Origin of the sequence: Aquabacterium olei, from assembly GCF_003100395.1 — a bacterium.
Classification (GTDB): Bacteria; Pseudomonadota; Gammaproteobacteria; order Burkholderiales; family Burkholderiaceae_C; genus Aquabacterium; species Aquabacterium olei.
The window spans coordinates 37,595-62,744 of the sequence record NZ_CP029210.1; the positions used below are offsets into that span (position 1 = coordinate 37,595).

The 25,150-nt window shown below is 68.4% G+C and carries 17 protein-coding genes; 8 read left to right on the plus strand and 9 right to left on the minus strand.

Annotation, left to right across the window (positions count from 1 at the left end):
* Positions 1–4: 4 nt before the first annotated feature.
* Together dndD and dndE are read left to right on the plus strand one after the other, a co-directional pair.
* Positions 5–1,984, plus strand: coding sequence for a DNA sulfur modification protein DndD (gene dndD / locus DEH84_RS00150; RefSeq protein ID WP_109033751.1), 1,980 nt, complete (start codon positions 5–7; stop codon positions 1,982–1,984).
* A 5-nt stretch (positions 1,985–1,989) separates the two neighbouring features.
* Positions 1,990–2,334 carry a DNA sulfur modification protein DndE gene (gene dndE / locus DEH84_RS00155; protein WP_109033752.1) on the plus strand — a complete coding sequence of 115 codons (345 nt, stop codon included), beginning with the start codon at positions 1,990–1,992 and terminating at the stop codon, positions 2,332–2,334.
* Positions 2,335–2,364: 30 nt separating this feature from the next.
* Here the strand turns inward: dndE and DEH84_RS00160 are convergent, their stop codons facing one another.
* Entirely contained in the window at positions 2,365–2,979 is a 615-nt protein-coding gene (locus DEH84_RS00160; protein ID WP_109033753.1) for a class I SAM-dependent methyltransferase, read from the minus strand.
* Between the two features lie 142 nt (positions 2,980–3,121).
* Between DEH84_RS00160 and DEH84_RS00165 the strand changes: the two genes are divergently transcribed.
* Positions 3,122–4,222 carry a 6-pyruvoyl trahydropterin synthase family protein gene (locus DEH84_RS00165; protein WP_109033754.1) on the plus strand — a complete coding sequence of 367 codons (1,101 nt, stop codon included), beginning with the start codon at positions 3,122–3,124 and terminating at the stop codon, positions 4,220–4,222.
* 59 nt (positions 4,223–4,281) lie between these two features.
* On the opposite strand, the gene DEH84_RS00170 is transcribed toward DEH84_RS00165, so the two are convergent.
* From DEH84_RS00170 to DEH84_RS00185, 4 genes are all read right to left on the minus strand, one after another.
* A complete protein-coding gene (locus tag DEH84_RS00170; RefSeq protein WP_109033755.1) occupies positions 4,282–5,244 on the minus strand; it encodes a nuclease-related domain-containing protein in 963 nt (320 codons plus the stop codon).
* Positions 5,241–6,002 (minus strand): NYN domain-containing protein, encoded by a 762-nt coding sequence (locus DEH84_RS00175; RefSeq protein WP_109033756.1) that lies wholly within the window; start codon positions 6,000–6,002, stop codon positions 5,241–5,243. The genes DEH84_RS00170 and DEH84_RS00175 overlap by 4 nt, the downstream gene beginning before the upstream one ends.
* Positions 6,003–6,119: 117 nt before the next feature.
* On the minus strand, positions 6,120–6,974 hold the full coding sequence (locus DEH84_RS00180) for a hypothetical protein (protein WP_109033757.1): 855 nt from the start codon (positions 6,972–6,974) through the stop codon (positions 6,120–6,122).
* A gap of 115 nt (positions 6,975–7,089) precedes the next feature.
* Positions 7,090–8,460 carry a TAXI family TRAP transporter solute-binding subunit gene (locus tag DEH84_RS00185; RefSeq protein ID WP_109033758.1) on the minus strand — a complete coding sequence of 457 codons (1,371 nt, stop codon included), beginning with the start codon at positions 8,458–8,460 and terminating at the stop codon, positions 7,090–7,092.
* A gap of 112 nt (positions 8,461–8,572) precedes the next feature.
* On the opposite strand from DEH84_RS00185, the gene DEH84_RS00190 reads away from it, so the two are divergent.
* Positions 8,573–14,731: an alpha-2-macroglobulin family protein gene (locus tag DEH84_RS00190; RefSeq protein ID WP_109033759.1), complete on the plus strand. Its 6,159-nt coding sequence runs from the start codon at positions 8,573–8,575 to the stop codon at positions 14,729–14,731.
* On the plus strand, positions 14,728–16,968 hold the full coding sequence (gene pbpC / locus DEH84_RS00195; protein WP_109033760.1) for a penicillin-binding protein 1C: 2,241 nt from the start codon (positions 14,728–14,730) through the stop codon (positions 16,966–16,968). Before DEH84_RS00190 ends, pbpC begins: the two co-directional genes overlap by 4 nt.
* 4 nt (positions 16,969–16,972) lie before the next feature.
* On the opposite strand, the gene DEH84_RS00200 is transcribed toward pbpC, so the two are convergent.
* From DEH84_RS00200 to DEH84_RS00215, 4 genes are read right to left on the minus strand one after another with little or no spacing between them, the layout of a single operon-like run.
* Positions 16,973–19,315 (minus strand): tetratricopeptide repeat protein, encoded by a 2,343-nt coding sequence (locus DEH84_RS00200; RefSeq protein WP_109033761.1) that lies wholly within the window; start codon positions 19,313–19,315, stop codon positions 16,973–16,975.
* A complete protein-coding gene (locus tag DEH84_RS00205; RefSeq protein ID WP_159098784.1) occupies positions 19,312–20,235 on the minus strand; it encodes a glycerophosphodiester phosphodiesterase family protein in 924 nt (307 codons plus the stop codon). Before DEH84_RS00205 ends, DEH84_RS00200 begins: the two co-directional genes overlap by 4 nt.
* On the minus strand, positions 20,216–21,778 hold the full coding sequence (locus DEH84_RS00210) for a hypothetical protein (RefSeq protein WP_109033763.1): 1,563 nt from the start codon (positions 21,776–21,778) through the stop codon (positions 20,216–20,218). Before DEH84_RS00210 ends, DEH84_RS00205 begins: the two co-directional genes overlap by 20 nt.
* A 1-nt stretch (position 21,779) precedes the next feature.
* The gene (locus tag DEH84_RS00215) at positions 21,780–22,613 is read right to left on the minus strand and encodes a hypothetical protein (protein ID WP_109033764.1); all 834 of its coding nucleotides are present in this window, start codon (positions 22,611–22,613) and stop codon (positions 21,780–21,782) included.
* A 140-nt stretch (positions 22,614–22,753) separates the two neighbouring features.
* Between DEH84_RS00215 and DEH84_RS00220 the strand changes: the two genes are divergently transcribed.
* From DEH84_RS00220 to DEH84_RS00230, 3 genes are all read left to right on the plus strand, one after another.
* Positions 22,754–23,095 (plus strand): zinc ribbon domain-containing protein YjdM, encoded by a 342-nt coding sequence (locus tag DEH84_RS00220; RefSeq protein WP_109033765.1) that lies wholly within the window; start codon positions 22,754–22,756, stop codon positions 23,093–23,095.
* 16 nt (positions 23,096–23,111) lie between these two features.
* Positions 23,112–23,363, plus strand: coding sequence for an ATP-binding protein (locus DEH84_RS00225; RefSeq protein ID WP_245932638.1), 252 nt, complete (start codon positions 23,112–23,114; stop codon positions 23,361–23,363).
* Between the two features lie 94 nt (positions 23,364–23,457).
* Entirely contained in the window at positions 23,458–25,116 is a 1,659-nt protein-coding gene (locus tag DEH84_RS00230; protein WP_159098785.1) for a response regulator, read from the plus strand.
* The last annotated feature ends 34 nt before the right edge of the window (positions 25,117–25,150 follow it).

A 25,150-nucleotide genomic window follows, 5' to 3' on the forward strand; every position in this document is an offset into this window, starting at 1 on the left:
CCCCATGGCAAAGGTTACGTTTAAAGGCATCGGGATTCAGAACCTCGGCCCTTATCTTGATCGGCAGTATTTGGAGCTCACCGTGCGAGCGACCAAGCCGATCGTGCTGGTCAACGCGTTGAACGGAAGCGGCAAGACCACGTTGCTGACTTGCTTGCAGGTCGCGCTCTATGGCGCCAAAGCAATTGGGAATGGCAGAACTTCGGAGTTCGAAGCGCTCATCCGCGGTTTGCATCGTGAAGATGCGTCCGGACCTGCGCGCATCGACTTGGACCTTGTGATCGAGACCAACGGAGCGAGCGATCAGATCACGGTCAGTCGCGAATGGATCCTGGGCGCCAAGCTTCAAGAGCGCCTGACGGTCACCAAGGATGGGCAAGAAGACCAAACGCTTACCGATGAGTGGCACGAATACTTAGATCGGATCTTGCCGTCGGAGCTCTTGCAGTTGTTCTTGTTCGACGGCGAAAAGATCGAAGCACTGGCGAACCCAAAGACGCTGCCAGGCATGCTTCGGAGCGCGACGGAAGCCTTTCTCGGTATCGGTGGCATCGACACACTGAGCCGCGATCTCATCGCCGTTGAGCGACGCACGATGCTGAGCGCCAAGAAAAACAGCGGGGACTACGAGATCGCCAAGGCTGAGCTTGAACAGCTGGAGCAGCAGCAAAACGCTGTGCAATCTGCAGTGGACGTGTTGAAGCAGACCCTACCGGGGGCGGAGGAACAACTTCATAAGGCGAAAGAAGCATACGAGGGTGCCACCCTTCATGCCGAGCGCTCTGGATTGCTAGCGTATGAGAAGGCTGCGGACATCAAGGCGGCGGAGCAAGCGGCGCGCGCCGAAGTGAATGCAGCGGCCCAGGCAGTACGTGAGGCCCTGGCGGATCCCTTCGCACCCTTGGCGTTACTCGGCTCCATGTGGGCGCATTACAAGGATCAATGGACGGCTGAGCAGGACACTCGTGCGGCAAAGCACTTGTTGACCGAGATTGAGCGTCGGGACCGCCGGCTGCTAAAAGACCTGCGCGGCGGTATCAACGATAAGGCGTTGACCCTGGTGCAGCAAGCTTTGGCGCAGGACAACGAACGCTACAGGAGGGCTGCCGGGCGTCCCACCTTCCTCATGCCAGCGCCAGACCCCGAAAGCCTGGACAGTGCCATCAAGTCCGCGGACCAAAGGCATAAGAGCGCACGCAAGCGATTGGCTTCTGCAAAACAAAAGCTCGCTGACATGGAGCGGCAAGTGGCCGCAATTCCCGAGGGCGATCAACTGGCCGATATTCTTGCTGACCTGAAGCAGAAGTCGGACGAGCAAGCCCGTGCCGAAGAGCGGCGCAATTACTTGCTCAAACAGCTGGACGAGCAAGAGTCCATGCTTGCGCATGTGACCTTGCGCACAAACGCTGCCCGACAACGGATGAGCAAGGACTTTCAGGGCGAAGCGCTGGACATGAAGGCCCTCGCCGCGGCTCAGCGTACGCGGGCCGTCCTGGCGGTCTTCAAAGACAAGCTTTTGGCGTCGAAGGCACGGTGGCTGTCTGACAAGATCACTGAAGAGTTCCGCGCATTGATGCGCAAACAGATGCTTGTCAAAGAGGTTCGGGTGGACCCGGACACCTACGACGTGACCATCGTCGGCGGGCACAACAAGCAGCTGCCGATGGAACGGCTTTCTGCCGGCGAGCGTCAGCTCCTGGCCATTGCCGTGCTCAGTGCACTGATCCGCGAGCGCAGGGGCCAGTTCCCCGTGGTGGTCGACACGCCGCTCGCACGTCTGGACCGGTCGCACCGAGAGGCGTTGATCAAACGATTCTTTGCCAAGGTTTCCCACCAAGTGATGGTTCTCTCGACAGACGAAGAGGTCGAAGGCTCGGTTTACGAGGCCATGCAGAAATACACCTCGAAGGCCTTTGTCATCGAGTTCTCTGACGCGCGCAGGGCGTCTTCCATTGCAGAAGTCGAACTGCCTCTCGCCGCCTGAAGATCATGATTGAACGAGTCAAACTGAGCGCGACGGCCAAGCAGCAGCTCATCACCCTGAAGCGTCGCACAGGGATCGAGCACTACAACGTCATTTGCCGTCATGCGCTGATGCTCTCTATGGCAAGCGACAACGCCTTGCCACCAGAGAACCACTCTATGGCGGGAGGGCTGGAGATCGACTGGCGAGTGTTTGCGGGCGAGGCGGCAGACACCTACCTGAATCTATTGGCGATGAAAGCTCAGCAGGAACGCGGAGAAGTTTCACCGGAGGCCGTTAGAGCAACGCTCACCGCTCACGTGCATCGAGGGCTGTCGTTGCTTGTATCGACCAACAAGTTCTCGATTTGAAGCGGATCAGTATTCCGTCGGAATGACAGCTCAAGCTGCCTTTCTGACAAGCGCGTTGAGCCATGTGGTACCGCTCCTGGAGCTTAGATCCTCAGTGACCCAGCTCTCTTTGGACGCTACCCCAGGCAGCTCGATCAGCCATTCGAGTAGCTCGTCCTCGCGGGCGTCAGTAAACGACCGTCCGACGGGGTCTACACGCTCGCCGCCACCGAGCTTGTAGCTCGCGTAGACGACCCCACCCGGCTTGAGCAGTTGCCACAGACGGGACCACGCTTCTGGCTGATCACGCCCGGCCACATGCAGCAGGCTGGCGCAGGCCCATATGCCGTCGAACAGCGTACCAGCGGGCAGACCCAGCTGAGCGGCGTCCGACAGGCTCAGAAAGTGAGCGACCTGAACCTGCAGGCCGCTGTGTTCGGAAGCGAGGCGTGCCAGTTCGGGGCTGGCATCGAACGCAGTGACCTGATAACCCCGATCCTTGAACGACCGGGCATCACGCCCCGAGCCACACCCCGCGTCCAGAATGCGCCCGCCTGCTGAGATCTTCTGCAGAAACCGCGCGTGCAGCGGCCCCATGTCGACCCCCACGGTCGCTTCGAAGAATGTCGTCGCGTGGTCGTTGTAGTACTGGCTGGTCTGGCTCATCGAACACGGCCACGCACATCGGTGCGCGCCCCTCCCTTCACGCATTCTAGGCAAGGGCAATGCACCGCCCGAATACCCTTTGCAGGGATACTTGACGGGTTTCATCCGCCTTCCGACGAAGGTTTACTCGGGGCTCTCCACCATGTCCATCGCCACGCTTTTCGCCGCCTCTTCGACCTTCGAATCGGCCCGGCAGGTGGGGGTGCTGCCCGCCGATCACCCCGCGCGCCGCCTGCACGGCCACAGTTTCACGGCCAAGGTGCGGGCCTCGCTGGATGCAGGCTGGGCGCCCTGGCCCGGCGGGGATGTGAGCGAACTGGCCGGCTTGCTCGGCGCCTGTACCGCCCAACTGGACTACCGCCATCTGAACGAGCTGTTGCCGGTGCCGACGGACGAGAACCTGGCCCGCTGGGTGCGAGATCAACTGCAGGTGTCGGTGCCTGGCCTGGAGCAGGTCGGCATTCAGTCGACCTCGGACCAGGGCGTTGACCTGGATGCGAACGACCACGCACACATCTGGCGACGCTACCGCTTTCAGTCGGCCCACAAGCTGCCCAACGTGCCTTTCGGGCACAAGTGCGGGCGCCTGCATGGCCACGGCTTCGAGGTCATCCTCCATGCCAACCAGGATGCAGGCGGCCGAGACCTGTCGATCGACTACGACCACCTGGATGCGATCTGGGCGCCGTTCCATTACCAGCTCCATCACAAGTACCTCAACGCCATCGAAGGCCTGGAGAACCCGACCAGCGAGGTGATCGCCGGTTGGCTGTGGCAGCGCCTGAAAGCGGTGCTGCCGGAGCTGTCCTGGGTGACGGTGTATGAGACGGGTTCGTGCGGGGCCAACTTCAACGGCCACGATTACCGCATCTGGAAAGAGATGACGCTCGACAGCGCCCTCTTTCTGCGCAATGCGCCTGCCGATGACCCGCTGTCGCACATCCATGGCCACACGTACACGATGCGCCTGCACCTCTCGGCGCCGCTCGATCAGGTGATGGGCTGGACGGTGGATTTCGGGGACGTGAAGGAGCGCTTCAATCCCATCTTCAAGGCGCTGGACCACCACCCTCTGCACGAGTTGCCCGGGCTGGAAGACTGCGATGCGGGCTCATTGGCGCGCTGGGTGCTGGCCGAGGGGCGACGTGCGCTGCCGCAGATCGACCGTGTCGACATGTATGAGACCCGCGGGTGTGGGGCCATCGCCTTGATGGATCGCGACGGCCCGGCGTTGCCCATCTGATCGAGGAGCGACAACGATGAAGACCAGCGGTGGATCCCGGCTCAAGGTGCAGGGGGACGTCACAAGGTCTTCTGATGCTCACGGCAGTACTGAAACCCGCCGAAACGCGTCTCGTTGTTCCAGCAGAACTTGCCCTCGGCGAAGGTGATCTTGGATCCGCAAGTCACGCACACGAGCTTCCGCTTGAGTCCCTCGTCGGGCGTGTGGACCGGCAGCGAGTTGCTCGCAGCCAGCTTCGCGGGCTTGTACGCAGGTGTCGGCTCCTGAGCCACGGCGGGGGCCACAGCCACCTTCGGGGCCATGAAATCGGGCAGTGTCAGCGGGTTCGTGGGCCGATGCTGGCGGACGAGCTTTTCTGCCCAGTCCTTGATGGTGTCGCTGCTGCGGATGGCGAGCACGGTGGTCAAGGCGTCAACGATGCCAACGTCTTCATCGGCCCACTTCTGGTGCCAGCTGGGCAAGGCATCGGCCTTCATCACCCGGCTGGTGTCGAAAATACCTTTTGCCGGGCGCGTGATGATGGCCTTGGGATGCAGCAGCACCAGGTGATGGAAGGTGGGCTTCACGCCCAGGCGGCCTGTGATCTCCAGGCGCTCGAGCAGCTTTGCGAGGATGCGTTCGTGGCGCTTGCTTTGCTCGACCGGTGACGCAATGCCGTAGGTTCGGCCGTTGGTGTACGTGACACTGAACTCACCATGCTCGTTGATGGCCAGGTTGCCGTTGAAGCACTTGGTCTCGACAAGGAAGAAGTCCAGCCGCCGGTTGAAGAAGAGGTGGTCGATCTGTGCCACCTCCCCTTCGAACTCCAGCCGCAGGTCGTGAATGACGGCGTTGTTCTTGCTGGCCTTCAGGTAGCTGTCGATGTAGAAGGCGGCATCGCGTTCCCCTTCGATGCCCCTGCGCACGCGCACGAGCTCTTCGTCCAGCCATTCCCGCTGGCGGGCATCCAGCAAGGCGGATTTCTTCAGTTCGGCCAGCAAGGCCAGGCGCTTGGCCTTGTCGTCTGCGTGTTTGATGATCACTTTTCTGCTGCCTTCTGAAGTTCGTTCGCCGGCTTCAACGCCACCCACGACCCGTTGTTCGCACCCTGCGTGAGCGTCAACTCCGGGTAGGCGCGCACCATGTCGGTCAGGGTGCTGTGCCCATACACCTTGGGCGCAAAGCTTGGGTTGGTGCGCTTCATGTACTGGCCCAGTGCGCCCAGCCCGACCTTGCCGTCGCTGGTGCTTTCCACCATGAGCGCCACGGCGTCGAGCAACGCTTTGGGGCGCCGCTTCTTGACCGGCGCAGGCGCCGGAGGCAAGGCTTTCACTCCCGCTTCGCTCTCTGCAGCGGGTTGTGGCTCTGGCGCCTGCCAGAGGAAGAAGCGATCGCTGGCGTTCTGAAGCGCGTCAGGCGTCTTGGCCTCACCGACGATGAGTACGCTGGCACCGCGCTCGCGCAGCTTGCGGCACAGGTACGCGAAGTCCGAATCGCTGGTCACCAGGCAGAAGGTGTCCGCCCGGTCATCGAACAGGGCTTCCTGCGCATCCAGCGCCAGGGCAATGTCCGAGGTGTTCTTGCCCGATGCGTACTGGTACTGCAGACAAGGCGTGAAGGCCATGCGCACCAGCGCCTCTTGCCACTTGTTGGCCAGGGTCTGATGGTTGCCGTAGCCGCGTCGCATGACGACCCGGCCGAACTGCGCCACCATTTGCAGCGCGTACTCCAGGATTTCGGGCGACGTGTTGTCGCAATCAACCAGCACAGCCACCCGGCCGTTGTCGTCGTGGTCTGCCATGGCAGCGTTCCCTGATGTGTTTTCTTGTCAGGGAATTCTGCATGAGCCCCCGTGGGCTGGCAGCCGGGCCTTTGGCCGATGGCCCGGCATTCTTTCACGGCACCGCCGTGCGCCCGTTCAGGTCCGTTGCGCCGAACGCCGCCGCCACGCGCCCGCACCCGCCACCATCAACAGCCCGCTCAAGGCCAGCGTGGTGCTCTCCGGCTCCGGCACGGCGCTGATGGTGCTGGCGGTGTAGTCAAGCCGGATCGACGTGTCGTAGATCAGGTAGCCATTGAGGCTGTAGCTCAGCGACCGGTTGGCAGACAGCTCGGCCAGCATGGCGCTGTCGAGATCCAGCGTGACGGACAGTGCACGCTTGCTCGTGGTGATGATGTGCTCGGCGGTGTAGAAGTCGAAGTAGCGGGTGACGACCTCTACGAAACCATCCGAATTGGGCGTCGACGTGTCCCTGTACGCTGAGAAGGTTTTCGTCTCGCTGATTTCCTCCAGTCGGGTCGTCCGCGTGGTCAACGTGCCTTTGACGTCGTCCCAGCCGCTGAGGGAGCCGATGGAAGCCGAGAGGAAGGCGTTGTCGGTTTCACTGTAGGTTCGTTCAAGAAACCGCTTGTAGCCGATCTGGTCGTAGGCACGCCAGTAGGACTTGCCGTCGACATCCGTCCAGGAGGAGTACACGAAGCGGTCTTGATAGAGCAGCGTGTAGGCCGGGTCGGTGTGCCCCATGTAGAACAGATGCGGCGTCATGAGTGCCGAAAAGGTGACCTGTGCGCTGGTGAACTGCAGGTCCGCGAGATCGGGGCGCCAGCTGAAGTCCATGGCGCCGCCGTAGGGGCTGAATTCGAGGCTACCGGAAACAGTGGCGGCGTTCGCGGCACCCCAGGCGGTGGCGGCGGCCAGTGCGGCGGTGAGGCCAGCCGTCTTCAGGGCGCTCAGGGAGCGGGCGATCGCGCGTGTGCGCAGGGGTACTTCCATTCGGGTCATCGTGCAGTCCAACAAGCAGGATGCGGCGAGCTTAAGGGCGCATGGCGCCGATCTCGGTGAACGCCATCCCCCCCAAGCGGAGGTTTGACGAACGTGCCGGATGGACTCAAGCCGCCCTTGCCAGCAACCGCCGCCGCGTGCTGTCGATGTTGTTCCGCAGCGCATAGAGCTCGTCGGCATGCGCCAGCGGCACCGTGATCTGGCCGGCCACCCGGTCGAGCTCGTCCAGTTCATTGAGCAGTTCGGTGGTGTCGGCCTGGCCCTCCTCCATGCGCGCCTCGACCTGCCGCAGCCGCGCATACCAGCGAAACACCCGCTGCCGCACCCGATAGGTATACAGCGGCGGCACCACGCGCGACAGCGGCAGCAGCAGCACGATCAAGCCGCCGATGACGAGCCACATCCGTTCGAGCAGGTTGCTGGCCCAGAAGGGCAGAAAGCGCTGCCAGAACGGCGGCGTGCCGTTGATGGCGCGGTCGCCTTCGGGGCTGACGGGCAGCTCGCTGGTGCGGGTGTTGGGGAAGTCGCGTGCGCGGTTGAACCAGCCGGCGCCGCCGTGCAGCTGCTGGGCGGTCTGCGCGAACAGCTGGCGCAGCGCGGGGTGGGTGTCTTCGCGGGTCAGCAGCGCGGTGGTGGCGGCCAGCAGGCCGATGTCCTGCGGGGGCAGGTCGCGGGCCAGGTCGACCATGCCGCGTGGCAGCGTGACGGTCTGCAGGAAGGGGAAGCGGCGGGCCAGGGCATCGGCCTGGGGCAGGTCGGCCAGCGCGATGCCGGGTTGTTGCAACAGGCGCTGCACCACCGGCGATTCGGGCGCGGTGACGAGCACCAGCGCATCCAGCTTGCCGGACAGCAGTGCCTGGGCCGCCACCTCGGGCGCGAACTGGCGCTGTGTGAGCGCGCCGGTGTCGAGCCCGTTGGCCTGCAGAAGGCGACGCACCAGTTCGGGCACACCGCTGCCTGCTTGGTCGATGTTGACGCGCAGGCCGCGCAGCTGGGTCAGCGAGGTGAACGCGGGCGGCGGCCCGCGGCGGCCGGGTCGTTGCAGCGCCGCGGGGCGGTAGAACAACCACACGGGTTCGTAGAACAGTGCCCCCAGGGACATGAGCCCGGCGTCTGCATCGGCGGCGGTGTCATCGCTGCCGCCGCGCACAAAGGCCACGTCGGCGCGGCCTTCGCGCAGGGCCAGCAGGTTGCCGGCCGTGCCTTCGGTGGTGAGCAGCTGCACGCGGATGCCGTCGCGTTCGAGGGCGCGGGCGTAGCGCTGACCGAACTCGGCGTAGGCACTGCCTGCCGGGCCGGTGGCCAGCGTGACGGTGCGCGGCGGTTGCGGATCCAGCCACCAGTAGGCGGCGGCCAGCAGCGCGCCGGCCAGCAGCAGCACCGGGCCGGCCGAGGCCAGCATGTCGCGCACGGACAGCACCCACAGGCGGATGGTGAGCCGCAGGCGTTGGGTCACAGGGGGGCGGATGTCGGCCATGGACGGTGGGGCGTGCAGATCGGGGGCTGCTCATTCTAGGTAGCGCGCGGCCGGTGGGCGTCCCCGCCGATATAGTGCGGCACACAACAAACACGATCAGGAAGGAAGTCAGATGCGCGGGTCATGGCAGACCAGGGGCGGCCGATGGGCCGCGGCCGTGCAGGGGCGGGCGTGGACGGCGGTGCTGGCGGCGTTGGGCGTGGTCTCGGTGGCGGTGGCCACGCAGGTGCTGGCCACCACAGTGCAGACCATGTCGCCCCAGGGCGAGGTGGCCAAGGTGCGCCAGGCCCGGGTCACCTTTTCGGACCCGATGGTGAAGTTCGGCGATCCGCGTCTGCCGGCGCCGGCCCAGGTGCGCTGCCGCAACGAGAGCCCCCTGACGGGCAGCGGCCGCTGGGTGGACGACCGGACCTGGGTGTACGACTTCACGCAGGACGTGCCGGCCGGCACGCGGTGCGACGTGAGCCTGAACACCGGCCTGGCCTCGCTGGCCGGGCAGGCCGTGACCGGCAGCAAGGCCTTTGCCTTCAGCACCGGCGGGCCGACCATCGTGCGCGCCTACCCCAGCGCCGACAGCGGCAACGAGATCGAAGAGGAACAGGTCTTTGCGCTGCTGCTCAATGGCGCCGCCACGCGGGCCAGCATCGAGCAGCGGGCCTACTGCGAGGTCAGCGGCGTGGCCGAGCGCCTGCCCGTCAAGGTGGTGGACGGCGCGGTGCGCAACGACATCCTGAAAGCGGTGGACCTGACCGCGCAGCAGGCCCGCGTGGTGACGGTGCAGTGCGGCCGCCCGCTGCCGCCGGACGCCCAGGTGAAGCTGGTGTGGGCCAAGGGCATTGCCACGCCGTCGGGCGTGGGCAGCTCGGCCGACCGGGTGCTGAGCTACCGCGTGCGCCCGCCGTTCACGGCCAGCTTCACCTGCGAGCGGGTGAACGCCCGCAGTGACTGCCTGCCCATCCGGCCGATGCGCATCGAGTTCTCGTCGCCCGTGCCGCGCAAGCTGGCCGAACGCATCGTGCTGAAAACGCCGGACGGCGAGCGCAAGCCGGTGGTCGAGCAACACCGGGGTGAGGTGCAGGAGCGCCTGGTGAGCGCCGACAGCGGCGGCCTCCGCCGGTGGTTCTACTTCTTCACGCGCAACAAGGGCAGCACGGGCATCGACCCCGATGAAAGCGGCGTGAGTGCGGTGGTGTTCCAGCCGGGCTTTCCGGAGAACGCCGCCGTGCGCATCGAGCTGCCTGCCGACTTCAAGGACGATGCCGGCCGCACGCTGGGCAATGCGTCGGCCTTCCCGCTGCAGACGCGCACGGCCGATGCGCCGCCGTTGGCCAAGTTCCCGAAGGCGACCTTCGGTGTGCTGGAACTCAACGCCGAGCCCACGTTGCCGGTGACGGTCCGCCACGTCGAGGGCGACCTCGCCGTCAAGGGCCTGCAGGCCGGCGTGCGCAACCTGAAGGTGGCCGACGACGCGGCCATCATCGCGTGGCTGGCGCGCGTCAAGCGCTACGACGAGCGCCGCCTGCTGCGCAAGGACGTGGAGGCCGAACTGGGCGTGCGCCTGCCGCCGCCGCCCCAGCCGAAAGCAAAGCGCCCGGTCAAGCGCCGGGACGATGTCGACAGCTGGGAAGACGACCGCCGCGAGGACGACCCGAACTGGGTGCAGACCCGCACCGTGAGCCTGCTGGCGCGCGAGAAGGCCGCCACCAGCCTGAAGCTGCCCACCTCGCAGCGCACCGAGCCGCACCCCTTCGAGGTGATCGGCATTCCGATGCCGCAGCCGGGCTTCCACGTGGTCGAGATCGCCTCGCCGCGCCTGGGCCAGGCCTTGCTGGACCGCAACGCGCCCATGTACGTGCGCACCAGCGTGCTGGTGACCAACCTGGGCGTGCACTTCAAGTGGGGGGCGGCCAACTCGGGCGTGTGGGTGACCACGCTCGACAAGGCCCAGCCGGTGTCGGACGCCGCCGTGCAGGTCTCGGACTGCCTGGGCCGGGTGGTGTGGCGCGGCCGGACCGACCGCCAGGGCTTTGCGCTGGTGAACGAGGCGCTGCCCCGCATGGACTGGTCGTCGTGCGATGCCGGCGAGACAGGCCGCGAAGTGGGCTACTTCGTCAGTGCGCGCAAGACCGACGCCCAGGGCCGTGCCGACATGGCCTTCGTGTGGTCGACCTGGAACGAGGGCATCGAGGCCTGGCGCTTCCACGTGAACCAGGACTACAGCGAAGAGACCGAGCCCGTGCGCTATCACACGGTGATGGACCGCACGCTGCTGCGTGCCGGGCAGACCGTGTCGATGCAGCACCATGCGCGGGCCGAGCGGCTGCGCGGCCTGCGCCTGCCGACGGCGGACGAGCTGCCCTCGGAAGGCCGCATCGTGCACGAGGGCTCGGGCCAGGAGTTCAGTTTCACACTGAACTGGCGCGGCCGGCGCCATGCCGAAACCACCTTCGCCATTCCGGAAGACGCCAAGCTCGGCGTGTATGCCGTGCAGATGCCGCACGGGCCGCATGGCGGGTATGTGCAGACCGGTTCCTTCCGCGTCGAAGAATTCCGCCTGCCCGTGATGACCGGGCGCCTGATGGGGCCGAAGGGCGCGCTGGTGCAGCCGCGCGACGTGCCGCTAGGCCTTCAGATCAACTATGGCAACGGCGGCGGCGCCAGCGGCCTGCCGGTGCGCGTGTCGGCCCAGCTGGGCGACACCGACGTGCAGGCGGCCTTGCGCACGCAGCGCTTCCCGGGCTTCCGCTTCGAGCCACCGCGCGAGCCGCGCTCGCAGGCAGAACGCAGCTTCTTCTCGGATGACCGGGTCGACGAGGACGACGAGGAGAACGCCCTGCACCCGCGCGACGGCAGCGCGCGGCTGGTGGCCGACAAGCTGGCCGTCACGCTGGACGCCAAGGGCGCCGGCAAGGTGACGCTGCCCGGCCTGCCCGCGGTGACGCGGCCGCAGCAGCTGCTGGTGCAGGCCACCTACGCCGACCCGAACGGCGAGGTGCAGACATTGAGCCAGTCGCTGCCAGTGTGGCCTTCCGCCGTGGTGCTGGGCGTGCGCACGGATTCGTGGGTGTCGGTCAAGCAGAAGGTGGCCACGCAGGTGCTGGCGCTGGACACCCAGGGCCTGCCGCAGGCCGGCGTGAGCGTGACCGTGAAGGCGGTGGCTCACCGGACGAGCTCCACCCGCAAGCGGCTGGTGGGCGGCTTCTACGCCTACGACAACCAGAACGCCGACGAGGACCTGGGCACGGTCTGCCGTGGCACGAGCGACGCCCGCGGCCTGGTGCTGTGCGAGGTCGAGATGAAGCAGGCCGGCGAGATCGAACTGATCGCCGAAGCCAAGGATGCAGGCGGCCACCTGGCACGCTCGGCCGCGTCGGTGTGGGTCACGCGGCAGGGCGAAGTCTGGTTCGGCGGCGACAACCAGGACCGCATGGACCTGATTCCCGAGCGCCGGCAGTACGAGGCCGGGCAGGTCGCGAAGTTCCAGGTGCGCAGCCCCTTCCGCCAGGCCACCGCGCTGGTCGCCATCGAGCGCAATGGCATCCTCGAAACCTTCACGGTGCAGTTGAACGGGCAGGACCCGACGATCGAGGTGCCGGTGAAGGCCGAGTGGGCGCCCAATGTGTACGTATCGGTGCTGGCCGTGCGCGGCCGCATCCGCGAAGTGCCCTGGTATTCCTTCTTCACCTGGGGCTGGCGCGTGCCCAGCGAGTGGTGGCAGGCATGGCGCAACGAAGGCCAGCAGTACCAGGAGCCGACCGCGATGGTCGACCTCTCCAAGCCCGCCTTCAAGTACGGCATTGCCGAGATCGAGGTGGGCCACAAGGCGCACACGCTGAAGGTGGACGTGCAGCCCGACAAGCCGAGCTACCCGGTGCGCGGCACCAGCCTGGTCCGCGTGAAGGTGACGCTGCCCGATGGCAAGCCCGTGCCGGCCGGCACCGAGGTGGCGCTGGCGGCTGTGGACGAGGCCCTGCTGGAGCTGCAGCCCAACGACAGCTGGGACCTGATGAAGGCCATGATCCAGCCCCGGGCCTATGGCGTCGAGACCGCCACGGCGCAGATGCAGATCATCGGCAAGCGGCACTATGGCCGCAAGGCCGTGCCCACCGGCGGGGGCGGCGGCGACTTCCCCACCCGCGAGCTGTTCGACACGCTGTTGTTGTGGAACCCGCGCGTGGTGCTTGACGCCCGCGGTGAGGCCCTGGTCAAGGTGCCGCTGAACGATGCGCTCACGAGCTTCCGCATCGTCGTGGTGGCCGATGCCGTGCAGGGCGACAACGCCGCGCTGTTCGGCAAGGGGCAGGCGCAGATCCGCGCCACGCAGGACCTGCAGATCCTGTCGGGGGTGCCGCCGCTGGTGCGCGAGGGCGACCAGTACCGCGCCATGTTCACGCTGCGGAACACGACCGCCCAGGCCATGGACGTGGTGCTGCAGGGCCAGGCCGGCGGGCCGCTGCCCGAGCAGCGCCTGCGCATCGAGCCCAACGCCGCGGCCGAGGCGGGCTGGGACATCACCGTGCCCTACAACGTGGCGCAGCTGGCCTGGCAGGTGAGCGCGAAGGCCACGGGCAGCACCGGGGCGCAGGACCGCATGGCCTTCACGCAGAAGGTGGTGCCTGCCGTGCCGGTCACGGTGCAGCAGGCCACGCTGATGCAGCTCGACAAGGCAGCGGGCATCCCGATCGCACCGCCGCTGAAAGCCCTGCCCGATGGCAACGGCGCGCTGCGCGGCGGCATCGAGGTGGCGCTGAAGCCGCGGCTGGCCGATGGCCTGCCCGGCGTGCGCGAGTTCTTCGCTCGCTACCCCTGGAGCTGCCTGGAGCAGCGCACCTCGGTGGCCATCGGCCTGCGTGACGCGGCCTACTGGCAGAGCATTGCCAGCCAGATCCCGCTGTACCTTGATGAAGACGGCCTGGCGAACTACTTCCCGCCCTCGTCCGGCATGCCACGCACCGGCAGCGACAGCCTGACCGCCTACCTGCTGGCCATCACCGACGAGGCCAGCCGGCTGAGCTACGACTTCCGCATCCCGGCCGACACGCGCGAGAAGATGGAGCGCGGCCTGATCGCCTTTGTCGAAGGGCAGATCAAGCGCGACTTCTGGGCGCCCGCCTTCCTGAAGAACGGCGACCTGGACGTGCGCAAGCTCGCGGCGCTCGAAGCCCTGAGCCGCACGGGCCGCGTGCTGCCGCGCATGCTGGGCTCGATCCAGATCCTGCCCAACCAGTGGCCAACCGGCGCGGTGATCGACTGGCTGATGGTGCTGCAGCGCGTGAAGGACATCCCCGAGCGCGACAAGCGGCTGGCCGAGGCCGAGCAGATCCTGCGTGCGCGCCTGAACGTGCAGGGCACGCGGCTGGGTTTCTCGACCGAGCGCGACGACAGCTGGTGGTGGCTGATGGCCAACGGCGACGTCAACAGCGTGCGCATGCTGCTGGGCGCGATGGACCGCCCGGGCTGGGCCGACGACATGCCGCGCCTGATGATCGGCACGCTGCAACGCCAGCAGCGCGGGCACTGGTCGACCACGGTGGCCAATGCCTGGGGCAGCGTGGCGGTCGAGGCCTTCTCGAAGCGCTTCGAGAAGGAGCCCGTGACCGGCAGCACCCGCGCGCTGTTCGAGATGCCGGTGGCCGGTGGCGCGCCGGTGCCGAGCGGCGAAGCACGCGTGCTGAACTGGTCCGGCCAGGCGGCGGGCGGCACGCTGGCGCTGGGCTGGCCGCGCGGCTTTGCGGTGGGCGGCAACAAGGCCGACACCACTGTGCGCGTGACGCACGAGGGAACGGGCAAGCCGTGGGTGACCTTCACCAGCAAGGCCGCGGTGCCCGTGCAGGTGCCGTTCAGCTCGGGCTACCGCCTCAACAAGACGGTGACGCCGGTGGAGCAGAAGGTGAAAGGCCAGTACAGCCGCGGCGACGTGCTGCGCGTGCGGCTCGACATCGACGTGCAGGCCGATGCGACCTGGGTGGTGCTCAACGACCCGGTGCCGGGCGGGGCGACGATTCTGGGCAGCGGCCTGGGCCGCGACAGCGCCATCGACACCGCCAGCGAGCAGGAAGACGACCGCGGCTGGCTGGCCTACAAGGAGCGCAGCTTCGAGGCCTACCGCGCCTATTACCGCTACCTGCCGAAGGGCCGCTTCCAGGTCGAGTACACGGTGCGCCTCAACAACCCGGGCACCTTCGGCCTGCCGCAGACGCGCATGGAAGCCATGTACGCGCCCGAGATGTTCGGCGAGGCGCCCAACGCGCCGGTGGTGGTGAAGCCATGACCCACCGCGGGCCGCGGTGGGGGCGGTGCCCGCGGCAGGCGTGGCGCTGGGCGGCCCTGTGCGGCGCGCTGTGGGCCTTGCCCGTGCAGGCCCTGCCCCGCTTTGACGAGGTCAAGGCCGCCTACCGCGCCTCGGACACGGTGGTGGAAGACCGCCGTGGCGTGCCGCTGCAGGCCGTGCGCACCGACCGCACGCAGCTTCGCGGCGCGTGGGTGCCGTTGACCGAGGTGTCGCCGGCCTTGCGCACCGCCCTGCTGCTGTCCGAAGACCGGCGCTTCTACGAGCACGCCGGCGTCGACTGGCAGGCCGTGGGCGCCGCGGCCTGGGGCAACCTGTGGAACAGCCGCACGCGCGGCGCCTCCACCGTGACCATGCAGCTGGCCGGCCTGCTGGACGAGGACCTGGCCATGCCCGGTGGCGGCCGGCAGTCGCGCTCGGGCGTGGCCAAGCTGGGCCAGGCGGCCACCGCGCTGCGGCTGGAGCGCCAGTGGCGCAAGGACCAGATCCTCGAGGCCTACCTGAACCTGGTGGGCTTTCGGGGCGAGGTGGTGGGCGTCGGTGCGCTGTCGGCGCGGCTGTTCCAGAAATACCCCTCGGGCCTGAACCACGACGAGGCGGCCATCGTGGCCGCGCTGGTGCGCGCGCCGAATGCCCCGGCGCGGCGGGGGGCCGACCGCGCCTGTGCGCTGCTGCGCGAGCAGAAGCTGGCGCCCGATTGCAGCGCGCTGGCCACCTACACCGCGCAGCGGCTGGCGTTGCGCCACAGCGAACGCCTGGACGCCGACGCGCAACTGGCCCCGCACCTGGCGCGGCGGGTGCTGGCGGGCATCGCCGGCCCCACGCCGCCCGCGCGCGTGAGGACCACGCTGGACGCCGGCTTGCAGCGCTTTGCCCGCGACACGCTGCGCCTGCGGCTGCGCGAGCTGCGCAACCGGCACGTCGAGGACGGCGCGGTGGTGGTGCTGGACAACGCCACGGGCGAGGTGCGCGCCTGGGTGGGGTCGAGCGGCGGCGGGCTGTCGCAGGCGGCCGAGGTGGATGGCGCGAGCGCCTTGCGCCAGGCCGGCTCTACGCTCAAGCCCTTTCTCTATGGTCAGGCGATCGAGCAACGCTGGCTGACCGCCGCCTCGGTGCTGGACGACTCGCCCGTGGGCCTCAACACCGGCGCGGGGCTCTACATCCCGCAGAACTACGACCACCGGCACAAGGGCCCGGTGTCGGTGCGCACGGCGCTGGGCTCGTCGCTGAACGTGCCGGCGGTGCGGGCGCTGGTGCTGGTCACGCCCGAGCGCTTCGCCCAGCGCCTGACGGCGCTCGGCCTGCCGCTGACACACCGCGGCGACCACTATGGCTACAGCCTGGCGCTGGGCTCGGCCGAGGTCTCGCTCGTGTCCCTGACCAACGCCTACCGGGCGCTGGCGCAGGGGGGGCTGTACAGCCCGTGGCGCGCCGTGGGTGATGCCGTGGGCGATGGGAAGCCGGTGTCCGCGCCCGTGGTGCGCGTGATGGGTGCGGCCGCTGCCTACATCGTGGCCGACGTGCTCGCCGACCGTGAAGCGCGCGTGCCGACCTTCGGCCTGGCCAACGCGCTGACGGCGCGCTACTGGGCGGCCGTCAAGACGGGCACCAGCAAGGACATGCGCGACAACTGGTGCGTGGGCTTTTCGAAGCGCTTCTCGGTGGGCGTGTGGGTCGGCAATGCCGATGGCGAGCCGATGTGGGGCGTGTCGGGCACGACGGGCGCCGCCCCGGTGTGGCGCGCGGTGATGGACGAGCTGCACCGGCGCCATCCCGATCCGCAGGCGCACCGACCGCCCCCGCCCCCCGCCGGGCTGGTGCAGCAGGCCGTGCACTTCGAAGGCGGCCTGGAGGCGTCGCGCAACGAGTGGTTCGTGGCCGGCACCGAGCAGGCCGAGATCCGCCCGGCCAGTGCGCGGGGTGTGGCTCACACCCTGATCCAGTCGCCGGGCGATGGGACGATTTACGCGCTCGATCCGGACATCCCTCTGCACGCGCAGAAGCTGATGTTCAAGGGCGTGGACGGCCTGCCCGCGCGCTGGGCCTGGCGGCTCGATGGCCGCCGCCTGGGCCCGGCGGCCGACCGGGCCTGGCCGATGTGGCCCGGCAAGCACGTGCTCGAGCTGGTGGATGAGCGGCAGGCCGTGCGCGCCACCGCCCGCTTCGAGGTGCGGGGGGCGCAGGTTCGCGCCCCTGCGCCCTCACCCGCCCGGCGCTGACCGCTCAGAGTTTCTGCAGCGCCTCGTTGGCTTCGGTGAGCCCCTTGCCGGCCGCCTGCTGCAGATAGCGCCGTGCGGCGCGCACATCGCGCCGCGTGTCCTCGCCCTTGGCCAGCTTGTTGCCCAGCATCAGCGCCGCATGGGCGTGGCCCTTGTCGGCGGCCTGCGCCAGCACGCGCAGGCCCTGGCGAGGGTCTCGCAAGGGACTCTGCTCGGCCAGCAGGATGCGCGCCTGCCAGTAGCGTGCTTCCACCAGCCCCTTGTCGGCGGCGCGGTCCAGGTCCTGCGCTGCGGCGCGGATGTCGTCGGGCAGCGCTTCCTGGTTGAGCAGCTGCACGGCCTTGGCGGCCTGCCACAGGCTGCTTTCACGGGCCTGCGGGGCGGCCTGTTCCAGCAGGCGGGCTGCACCGGCCACGTCCTTGGTGGCCCCGCCCGCGCCCAGCAGCTTCTGCCACGCCAGGATGAGCTGGGCCTGCGTCTGCCCTGCCTGGGCCTGTTCTTCGAGCACGGCTTCGGCCGGGTAGGTGCGCAGGCGCAGGTCGGGCTCGAACTGCATCGGCCACTGCGCCAGCAGCATCTGCGCATCGGCGCGGGCCTGCTGCAGCGCGTGGTGGCTGCGCACGAAAGGCAGCATGCCGGTGCCCTGGATGGCGAGTAGCGCGGCCATGGGCGCGGCCACCGCCAGGCCGATGCGCCACCGCTTGACGCTGCCGTTGGCCTTGAGCTGGTCGAGCACGCGCTGTCCGAAACCGGCTTCGAAGCGCTTCGCAATGCGCCGGCGGGTCGCCCACTCCAGCGCCAGCCAGGCGAGGGCCGCGCCCCCCACGCTCCACAGCACCGGTTGCCACACCCCGGGCGCAGGCCAGCCGGTGCCATACAGGGCGCCCGCCGCCAGCGCGGTGAGCCCGCACAGGTAGGCGGCCGGCTCGGTCAATTCCGAGCCATAGAGGCGTGCCAGGGCCGTGCGCAGCGCGGTGGTGGCGCGGGCCACGTAAGTCTGGTCGACCAGGCCTTTGAAATGCGTCTCGACCGCAGCGGCTGCATCTTCGGGGCCGGCCTTGGCATCGGCCACGCGCTCGGCGATCAGCATGTTGAGCTCGGATCGCAGGAAGTCGGCCGTGGTGTCGAGCAGGTCGCTGCCCTTGTGGCGACGCCACGCGGACGAGGTGGCCACGCGGGCTTCGAGTGCTTCCAGGTCGTCGGTCAGCAGGTGGCCGGCGATGTTGTCGAAGCTGAAGACGCGGGCTTCCGGCCCGAAGCCGTAGAGCACGAAGTCGTCGTCGCGGGCGCGCAGGCTGGCGCGGCGCGCGTCCAGGCGCAGGCGGTGGCGGGTTTCGACCGCGTGGCCCTGCACCGTGTGCAGCACGTCGAGCAGTTCGCCGAGCTGGGGCATGTCCTCGCGGGGCACCTTGGCGTCGACCAACTTGCGCAGGGTCTCGTCCGGGGTGACGATGGACAGCGTCTCGTCGTGCACGACCTCGGCGACGATGGTGCCGCGCACGTGCTCGATGCCCGAGGCCAGGCAGCTGGCGCAGTCGATGCGGCCGGTGGTGCTGCAGCGCCCGCAATCGATGTGGCCCTTGCCGAAGCAGCCACTGCAGTTGATCTTGCCGTCGTAGCCGCAGTGGTAGCAGGTGGTGCGCCCGCTGCTCGAGCACGCCGAGCAGTTGCGATAGACGGTCTGGTAGGTCGTGACGTAGCTGTTGCTGCTGGAGCTCCAGGTCTGCTGGCTGACCTGCTCCGTCCATGAGCCGCGGCCGCCGCAGCTGCTGCATGTCTGCTGCTTGCTGCCGTGGCAGGAATAGCAGTTGATCTTGCCTGCGCCGAAGCACGCGTGGCAGTTGGTGTGACCGACGCCGGAACAAGAGGGGCAGGTGACGTGGCAGGCACCATGGCACTGGTGGCAGGTGTGCTCGTAGCCCACGCTGCCGGGCGAGCGCAGGAAGGCGGCCGTGCCCGGCATCAGTCGACGGTAGCTGCCCGCGTTGCCGTTGGCCCAGGCCTGCAGCGCACGGGGCGCTTCAGACTGGGCGGTGTCCAGCCGCTCGGCCAGCTCCTGGCGGAAGGCCTGCTGGCTGCCGACCTTGTCAACCCCGGCCGGCAGACGGGCGGGGCCGCTGCCAATGCGTTCCGAGAAGCTCACATACTGATCCACCGTGAGCTCGACCGGCAGCCCGTAGGCTTCTTCGGGCGCGGTTTCGGTCAGGTCGCGCGCATCGAAGCGCGTGACGGGCTCGATGTGCGCGGCCACCACGCCAAGCACCTGACCGGTCGGCGGGGCGTACGGGGTGCTGGCCGGCGTGGCAATCGGGGCGCCTGACTCGGCCGTGGCGTGCTCGGTGCTCATGGTGCGCTCACTCCGTCGCAGAAGGCGGCAGGCTGGCCGTCGATGATGGCGCCGCTGGGCAGCAGGCCGGTCAGGCGGCGGGCGTCGCGCAGGGCGCGGGCGTGTTCTGCATCGGGGCCGAGGTGGTAGGTGAACACCGGCACGCCCAGCTCGCGCGCCATGGGCAGCAGGCGCGGGTTCGCGTTCAGCGTGTTGATGTCGACGTGCACGCCCACGGGCTTGCCGACTTCCTGCTGCAGGCGGCGCAACCAGGTTTCGTCGATCCGCGGCGGGGCGAAGCGGCTGGCGCTGGCGCGCGTGGCCGGGTTCTGGCGCGCCAGCGCCTGCGGATCAAGCACGATCTGCCCGAGGTAGCCGGTGGCATCCACCTGCCGCGCACAGCGCAACTGCCCGCGCTCGATGGCGGTGAGGAACCAGTTGCCATCCGGCAGGCCGCGGTGCAGGGTCGAGACCGCCTGCTGCGCGGCATCACAACGGCTGTTGCTCTGCTTGATCTCGACGTTGAGCACCTTGTCCTTGTCGGCTTCGTTCACCTTGTCGAGCACGGCGCTCAGAAAGGGCGCGTTCTCGCGGGTGACACGGCCGTTTCGGTCCTTGAGCATCACCTCCTTCCAGGCGGTGCTGGTGAGGTCCTGCACGCGGCGGCCGCTGAGCGTGGTGGTGCGGCCAAGCTGCAGGTCGTGGTGCAGCACCCAGTGGGCATCGCCGAGTTGCTGGATGTCGATTTCGACGCCATCCCATGCACCCTCCACCGCGCGCGTGATGGCGCTCTGTGCGTTTTCCGGGGCGTCGGGGTGGCCGCGGTGCGCATGCAGCACCATGCCCTGGCAGGTGGCGTGCGCGGCCACGGGGGCCAGCAGCGTGGCGGCCAGGATCAGGATGTGAGCCAGTCGACGGGGCTCAGCGGGTCGGGGGCACATAGCCATAGGTGATGCCGCCCAACAGGCGGGTGCGGACGAGTTCATTGACGGGATAGCCGTAGCCCTGGCCCACGGCGACGACGTGCAGCGCGTTGCCCAGCAGCCAGCCGCGCACGCCGGTGTCTTCGGGTTGCGAGAGGCCGTCGCGCACCTGGTCGCGCATGTAGCCGTACAGGCGGCTTTGCGTGACGGCGTTGTCCGTCCAGCTCAGCACCACCCACACCAGGGCGAGCACGGCAAACGGCGTGGCCCACAGGAAGCGGGCGCGCGCCTGCCAGGCTGGCACGGCCGAGACCACGAGCGACAGCAGCAGATAGCTCAGCTTGGCCAGGTGGCCCACGGCGCCCAGCAACGAGAAGAACAGGGCCACCGGCGGCACGATGGCGGCACGGGCGGCCTCGACGCCGCGCTCGGCCAGCGGGCGGCCATCGGCGAAATCTTCTGCGGGGGCGTCGTAGCGCACCAGCTCTTCGCGCGCCACCTTGGCCACCAGCGGCTGGAAGACCTCGCGCTGGAACTCGGCACCGTCGCGGTAGGCCGGCTGCAGCGCCACGCCCGCCGGCAGGTGCAGCTTGTCACGCAGCTCGGCCTGCACGCCGGGGTGGGCAAAGAAGGCCGGCCAGCTCAGGCCTGGCGGGATGCGGCGGCCCTTGACCGTCAGCGATTGCGCGCCGGCCCGGTCGGCCTTGCGGCGCACCTGCGTGGCCACGGCGTCGCGGAAGGTGGCTTCGTCGGCCAGGTCCCAGCCGGCGGGCACGGGCACACGCTGGCGCACCTTGCGGCGCACGGCGTCCTGGGCGTGGCCTGGCACGGTCGAAGGCGTCCAGCCGCGGCGGCCCAGGTCGGACAGGTAGTCGCCCCAGGCCTGGTCCTGTCGGCGGGCCACCTCGCCGTCCACATCCGTGGCGCCCGGCATGCGCGCGTAGCGACGCCATTGCTCCTGCGTCTTCTTCACGGCCTCGGCGTAGCGGTCGTAGTAGCCCGCCGGGCCGCCAAAGCCCTGCTCGACCTGGCGGGTGATCAGCGTGAGCTTGGCATCGTGGATCTTCTCGTCGAGCCGGTTGACGGACGCGGCCATGACCGGGAACTGCGCCAGAAAGGCCTTGCCCGCCGGCTGACTGAACAGCGCTGCGTCGTCATCGAGGCCGGCGAGCTGCACCCGGCCGTCGACCAGCGCGCGCTGCACCAGCACGATGTTGAGGCTGGCGCGGCGGAAGGCCGGGGTGCTGGTGGCCACGAGGCCTTCGATCAGCGTCTGCAGCGAGCCGTACACGACCCCGCCCGACAGCGCGCACCAGAACGCGATGGCCATGAAGCTGGGCGAGCGCCGGCCCGAGCGCTGGCGGCGGCCGAGCAGCACCTGCAGCACGACCAGGGCGACCGCGATGCCCGACAGGCTGCGGCCGAAGACCTCGATGCGATGGAGTGCGTCCGTGCTGGGTGCGCCGCCGACCACGTCCAGCAGGCGGGCGTTGAAGGCGAGTTCGAAGCAGAGGTAGAGCGCCGTGAGCAGCGCGATGAAGACGGTCTGTCCGCGGGTCATGTCAGTTGTCGAGCACGATGCGCACGGGCTTCTGCTCCTGCGACGGGAAGTTCATGGTGGCGCTGGGGGCCGGTGTGGCCCCGCGGGGCGCAGGCGTCGCCGCGGTGCTGCGACGGGTCGGTGCCGAGGGCGCGCCGGATGAGGCTGGCGTGGTGCGGGGGGCGGTTGCCGTGCGCGCAGAGGTGGGCGGGTTGCCGCTGCTGGCCGTGCCGCCCGCTGGCCGCTCGCCGTTGGGGGCGCTGGGCAGGCCGGGCACATGTCGCGGCGCGCCGGCGGCAATGGGGCCGGCGCTGGCGGCCGGGGCCCCGGGCGGCGCACCGGCGTAATCGTTGCGCACCAGGCGCGCGTTCTGGTACGTGTAGCGGATGGTCTTGTTCGGGTAGGCGAAGTCGAACGTGGCGCCGTCGGCATACAGGTTCACGTTCGGGGCGGTCTGGCAGTCCCCGAAATCCCAGGCCAGCACCTCCGATCCCTTCACCGAGATCAGGTGCATCTTGAAGCCGCAGTTGCGCTCGGCCTTGTCGATCACGATGACGGTGCGCCCGTCGATCAGCGTTGCCGAGCGCACCTTGACGTCGGTGGCGTTCTCCAGCGGGATCACACGCAGGTACTTCTGCAGCTTGATCGAATACTGCCCGCCCAGCACGCGCAGCTTGGCTTCGCTGCCGTCGGGCAGGGCAAAGGTCTGGACGGCCTGGCCGAACAGCTCGGCGTTGTCGACCTGGAACTGCAGCTGCCCCCGACGGTCGGTCTGGACGGCGCAGCCGCCGATGAGGGTGGCGCAGCACAGCAGCAGGGCGGTCCGCGAGGCGCGGCGCAGGGACGAGGTCGGCATGGGGCGTTCGTGCGGGGCGATGTCAGGGTTTGAAACAGATGCTACAGGACGCCATGGCGTCGGGGGTCGACCTGCATCAGCCGCTCGGACGAGGCATGGGCGTACGATCGCGGCCTGCGACACGATCCTGAAAGTTCCCGATGAGCACCCTGCCGCCCTGCCCTCAGTGCGCCTCTGCCTACACCTACGAAGACGGCACCCAGCTGGTCTGCCCCGAATGCGGCCATGAATGGCGCGCTGGCGTCCCGGCCGACACGGAGCCCGTCGCCAAGGTGTGGAAGGACGCGCACGGCAATGTGCTCAACGATGGCGACACCGTCACCCTGGTCAAGGACCTGAAGATCAAGGGCTCGTCGGCCGTGATCAAGGTGGGCACCAAGGTGAAGAACATCCGCCTGATCGAGGGCGACCACGACATCGACTGCAAGATCGACGGCTTCGGCCCGATGCAGCTGAAGTCCGAGTTCATCAAGAAGGCCTGAGCCGGCGCGGGCCGCCGTGAACGCCACCCCTGGCCTGCGCGCTCGGGCACTGCCCGAGGTCGATCCCGCGCGTTGCACCGGGTGTGGCCGCTGCGTGGCCCGGTGCCCGCCCAAGGTGCTGTGGCTCGAGGCCGAATGCCCGGGCGGGTGGGGCGCCAAGCACGCCGTGCTGCACGATGCGCCGGGTTGCACCGGCTGCGCGCAATGCGCCGTCGTGTGCCCATTTCGCGCCATCACCATGGTGCGGCGCAGCGAGGGGGCGGGATGATGCGTGCAGTTTTTCACGGCCCGCTGGCGTGCGTTCGGCTGCAGGGGGGTTGTTCCGGCGATTGCCCCGGAACACCCGGGGGTATGCTGGTTCCATGATCGCCCGGGATGCAGACCGCCACACGATCCGTGCCCTGGTGGTGGACGGCAACCTGCTGTCGCGCAGCATTCTGGTGTCGCAGCTGCGGGACTTCGGTGTCATGCAGATCCAGCAGGTGGGCCGCGCACAGGATGCCCGCAAGAAGCTGGAGGTGGGCACCTACGATCTCGTGGTGTGCGAATACCACTTCGACCGCACGCAGTACACCGGGCGGGATCTGCTGGACGACCTGCGCCAGAACGGCCTGCTGCCGCTGTCCACCACTTTCGTGATGGTGACGGGCGAGGCGAGCTACGCATGTGTGGCCGAGGCGGCCGAGGCCGCACTCGATGGCTATCTGCTCAAGCCCTACACGGCCAACAGCCTGTTCTCGCGGATCTCGGCGGCGCGCACGCGCAAGCGCGAGCTCAAGGAGATCTTCGATGCCATCGAGCTCAACGACATGGGGCGGGCGGCCGAACTGTGCCTGTCGCACTTCGAGGACCGCCGGCCTTACTGGCTCTACACCGCCCGCATCGGTGCCGAGATCTCGATCAGCCAGGGCAACATCGAGATGGCCCGCCACCTGTACGAGGTCGTCACCGCCGAGAAGGCACTGCCCTGGGCACGACTGGGCATCGCCCGGGTGCAGGGGGCCGAGGGCCTGCTGGGTGAAGCCCGCACCACGCTCGAAAACCTGATTGCCGACCACCGCTCGTATGCCGACGCGTACGACGTGATGGGCAAGGTGCAGATCGGCCAGGGCGACCTGGATGCGGCCTACGAGACGTACGCCATGGCCTGCGAGATCACGCCCTCGTCGATCACGCGGCTGCAGAAGGCGGGCCTGATGGCGCTCTACACAGGCCGCACCGCCGAGGCCGAGCGGTTGATGGAGCGCGTGGTGCGCATCGGCCTGGGCTCGAAGATGTTCGATCCGATCGCCATCGTGGTGCTCGCGTTCTGCAAGTACCTGGGCGACGACGACAAGTGGTTGCAGCGCTGCGCCGACGACATCCAGCGGGCCTTCGAGCGCGACCCGCTTGACCTTCGCCTCAAGCGCTTTGCGGACATCACGCAGGCGCTGGTGATGTGTCGCCGCAAGCAGGTCAGCGAACTCGCATCGCACCTCGAAGCCATGGTCAAGGACGTGCTGTCGCCCACGGGCGACTTCGAGGCGGCCAGCAACATCGTGCGACTGCTGGGGTTGATCGCCGAACGGGTGTCGAACAAGGAGTTCGCCGACCGCACCATTGCCTCCATCGCCGCGCGCTTCTGCTCGTCCCGTGTGACGCTGGACGTGCTGCTGGGGGCCGCCGAGGGCGAGGCCCACCAGACGCTGATCCGCGGGGCGTGGCAGGCGCTGAATGCGCGCATCCAGGCGGCCATGGCGCAGAGCATCGAGGGCCACCACGAGGCGGCGGTGCGCGCGCTGATCGCTGGGGCCAAGGAGACACGCAACCCCCGCTTTGTCGAGACGGCCGAAGGCTCGCTCAAGCGCCACGGCGCCAAGATCGCGCGGGCTGAGGAACTGGCCAAGGTGATTGAGGAACTGCGGGTGGCGTTGCTGCCCGGGGCCTTCAAGGACCCCAGCTTCGGCGGGCGCGAACCGGGCAGCATCCTCATGCCGGGTTCTGCAGCGGCAAAGGCCGTGCCGGCACCGTCGTCGGCCTGACCCTGACGCCACAGTGACTTCAGGGGGCATCCCG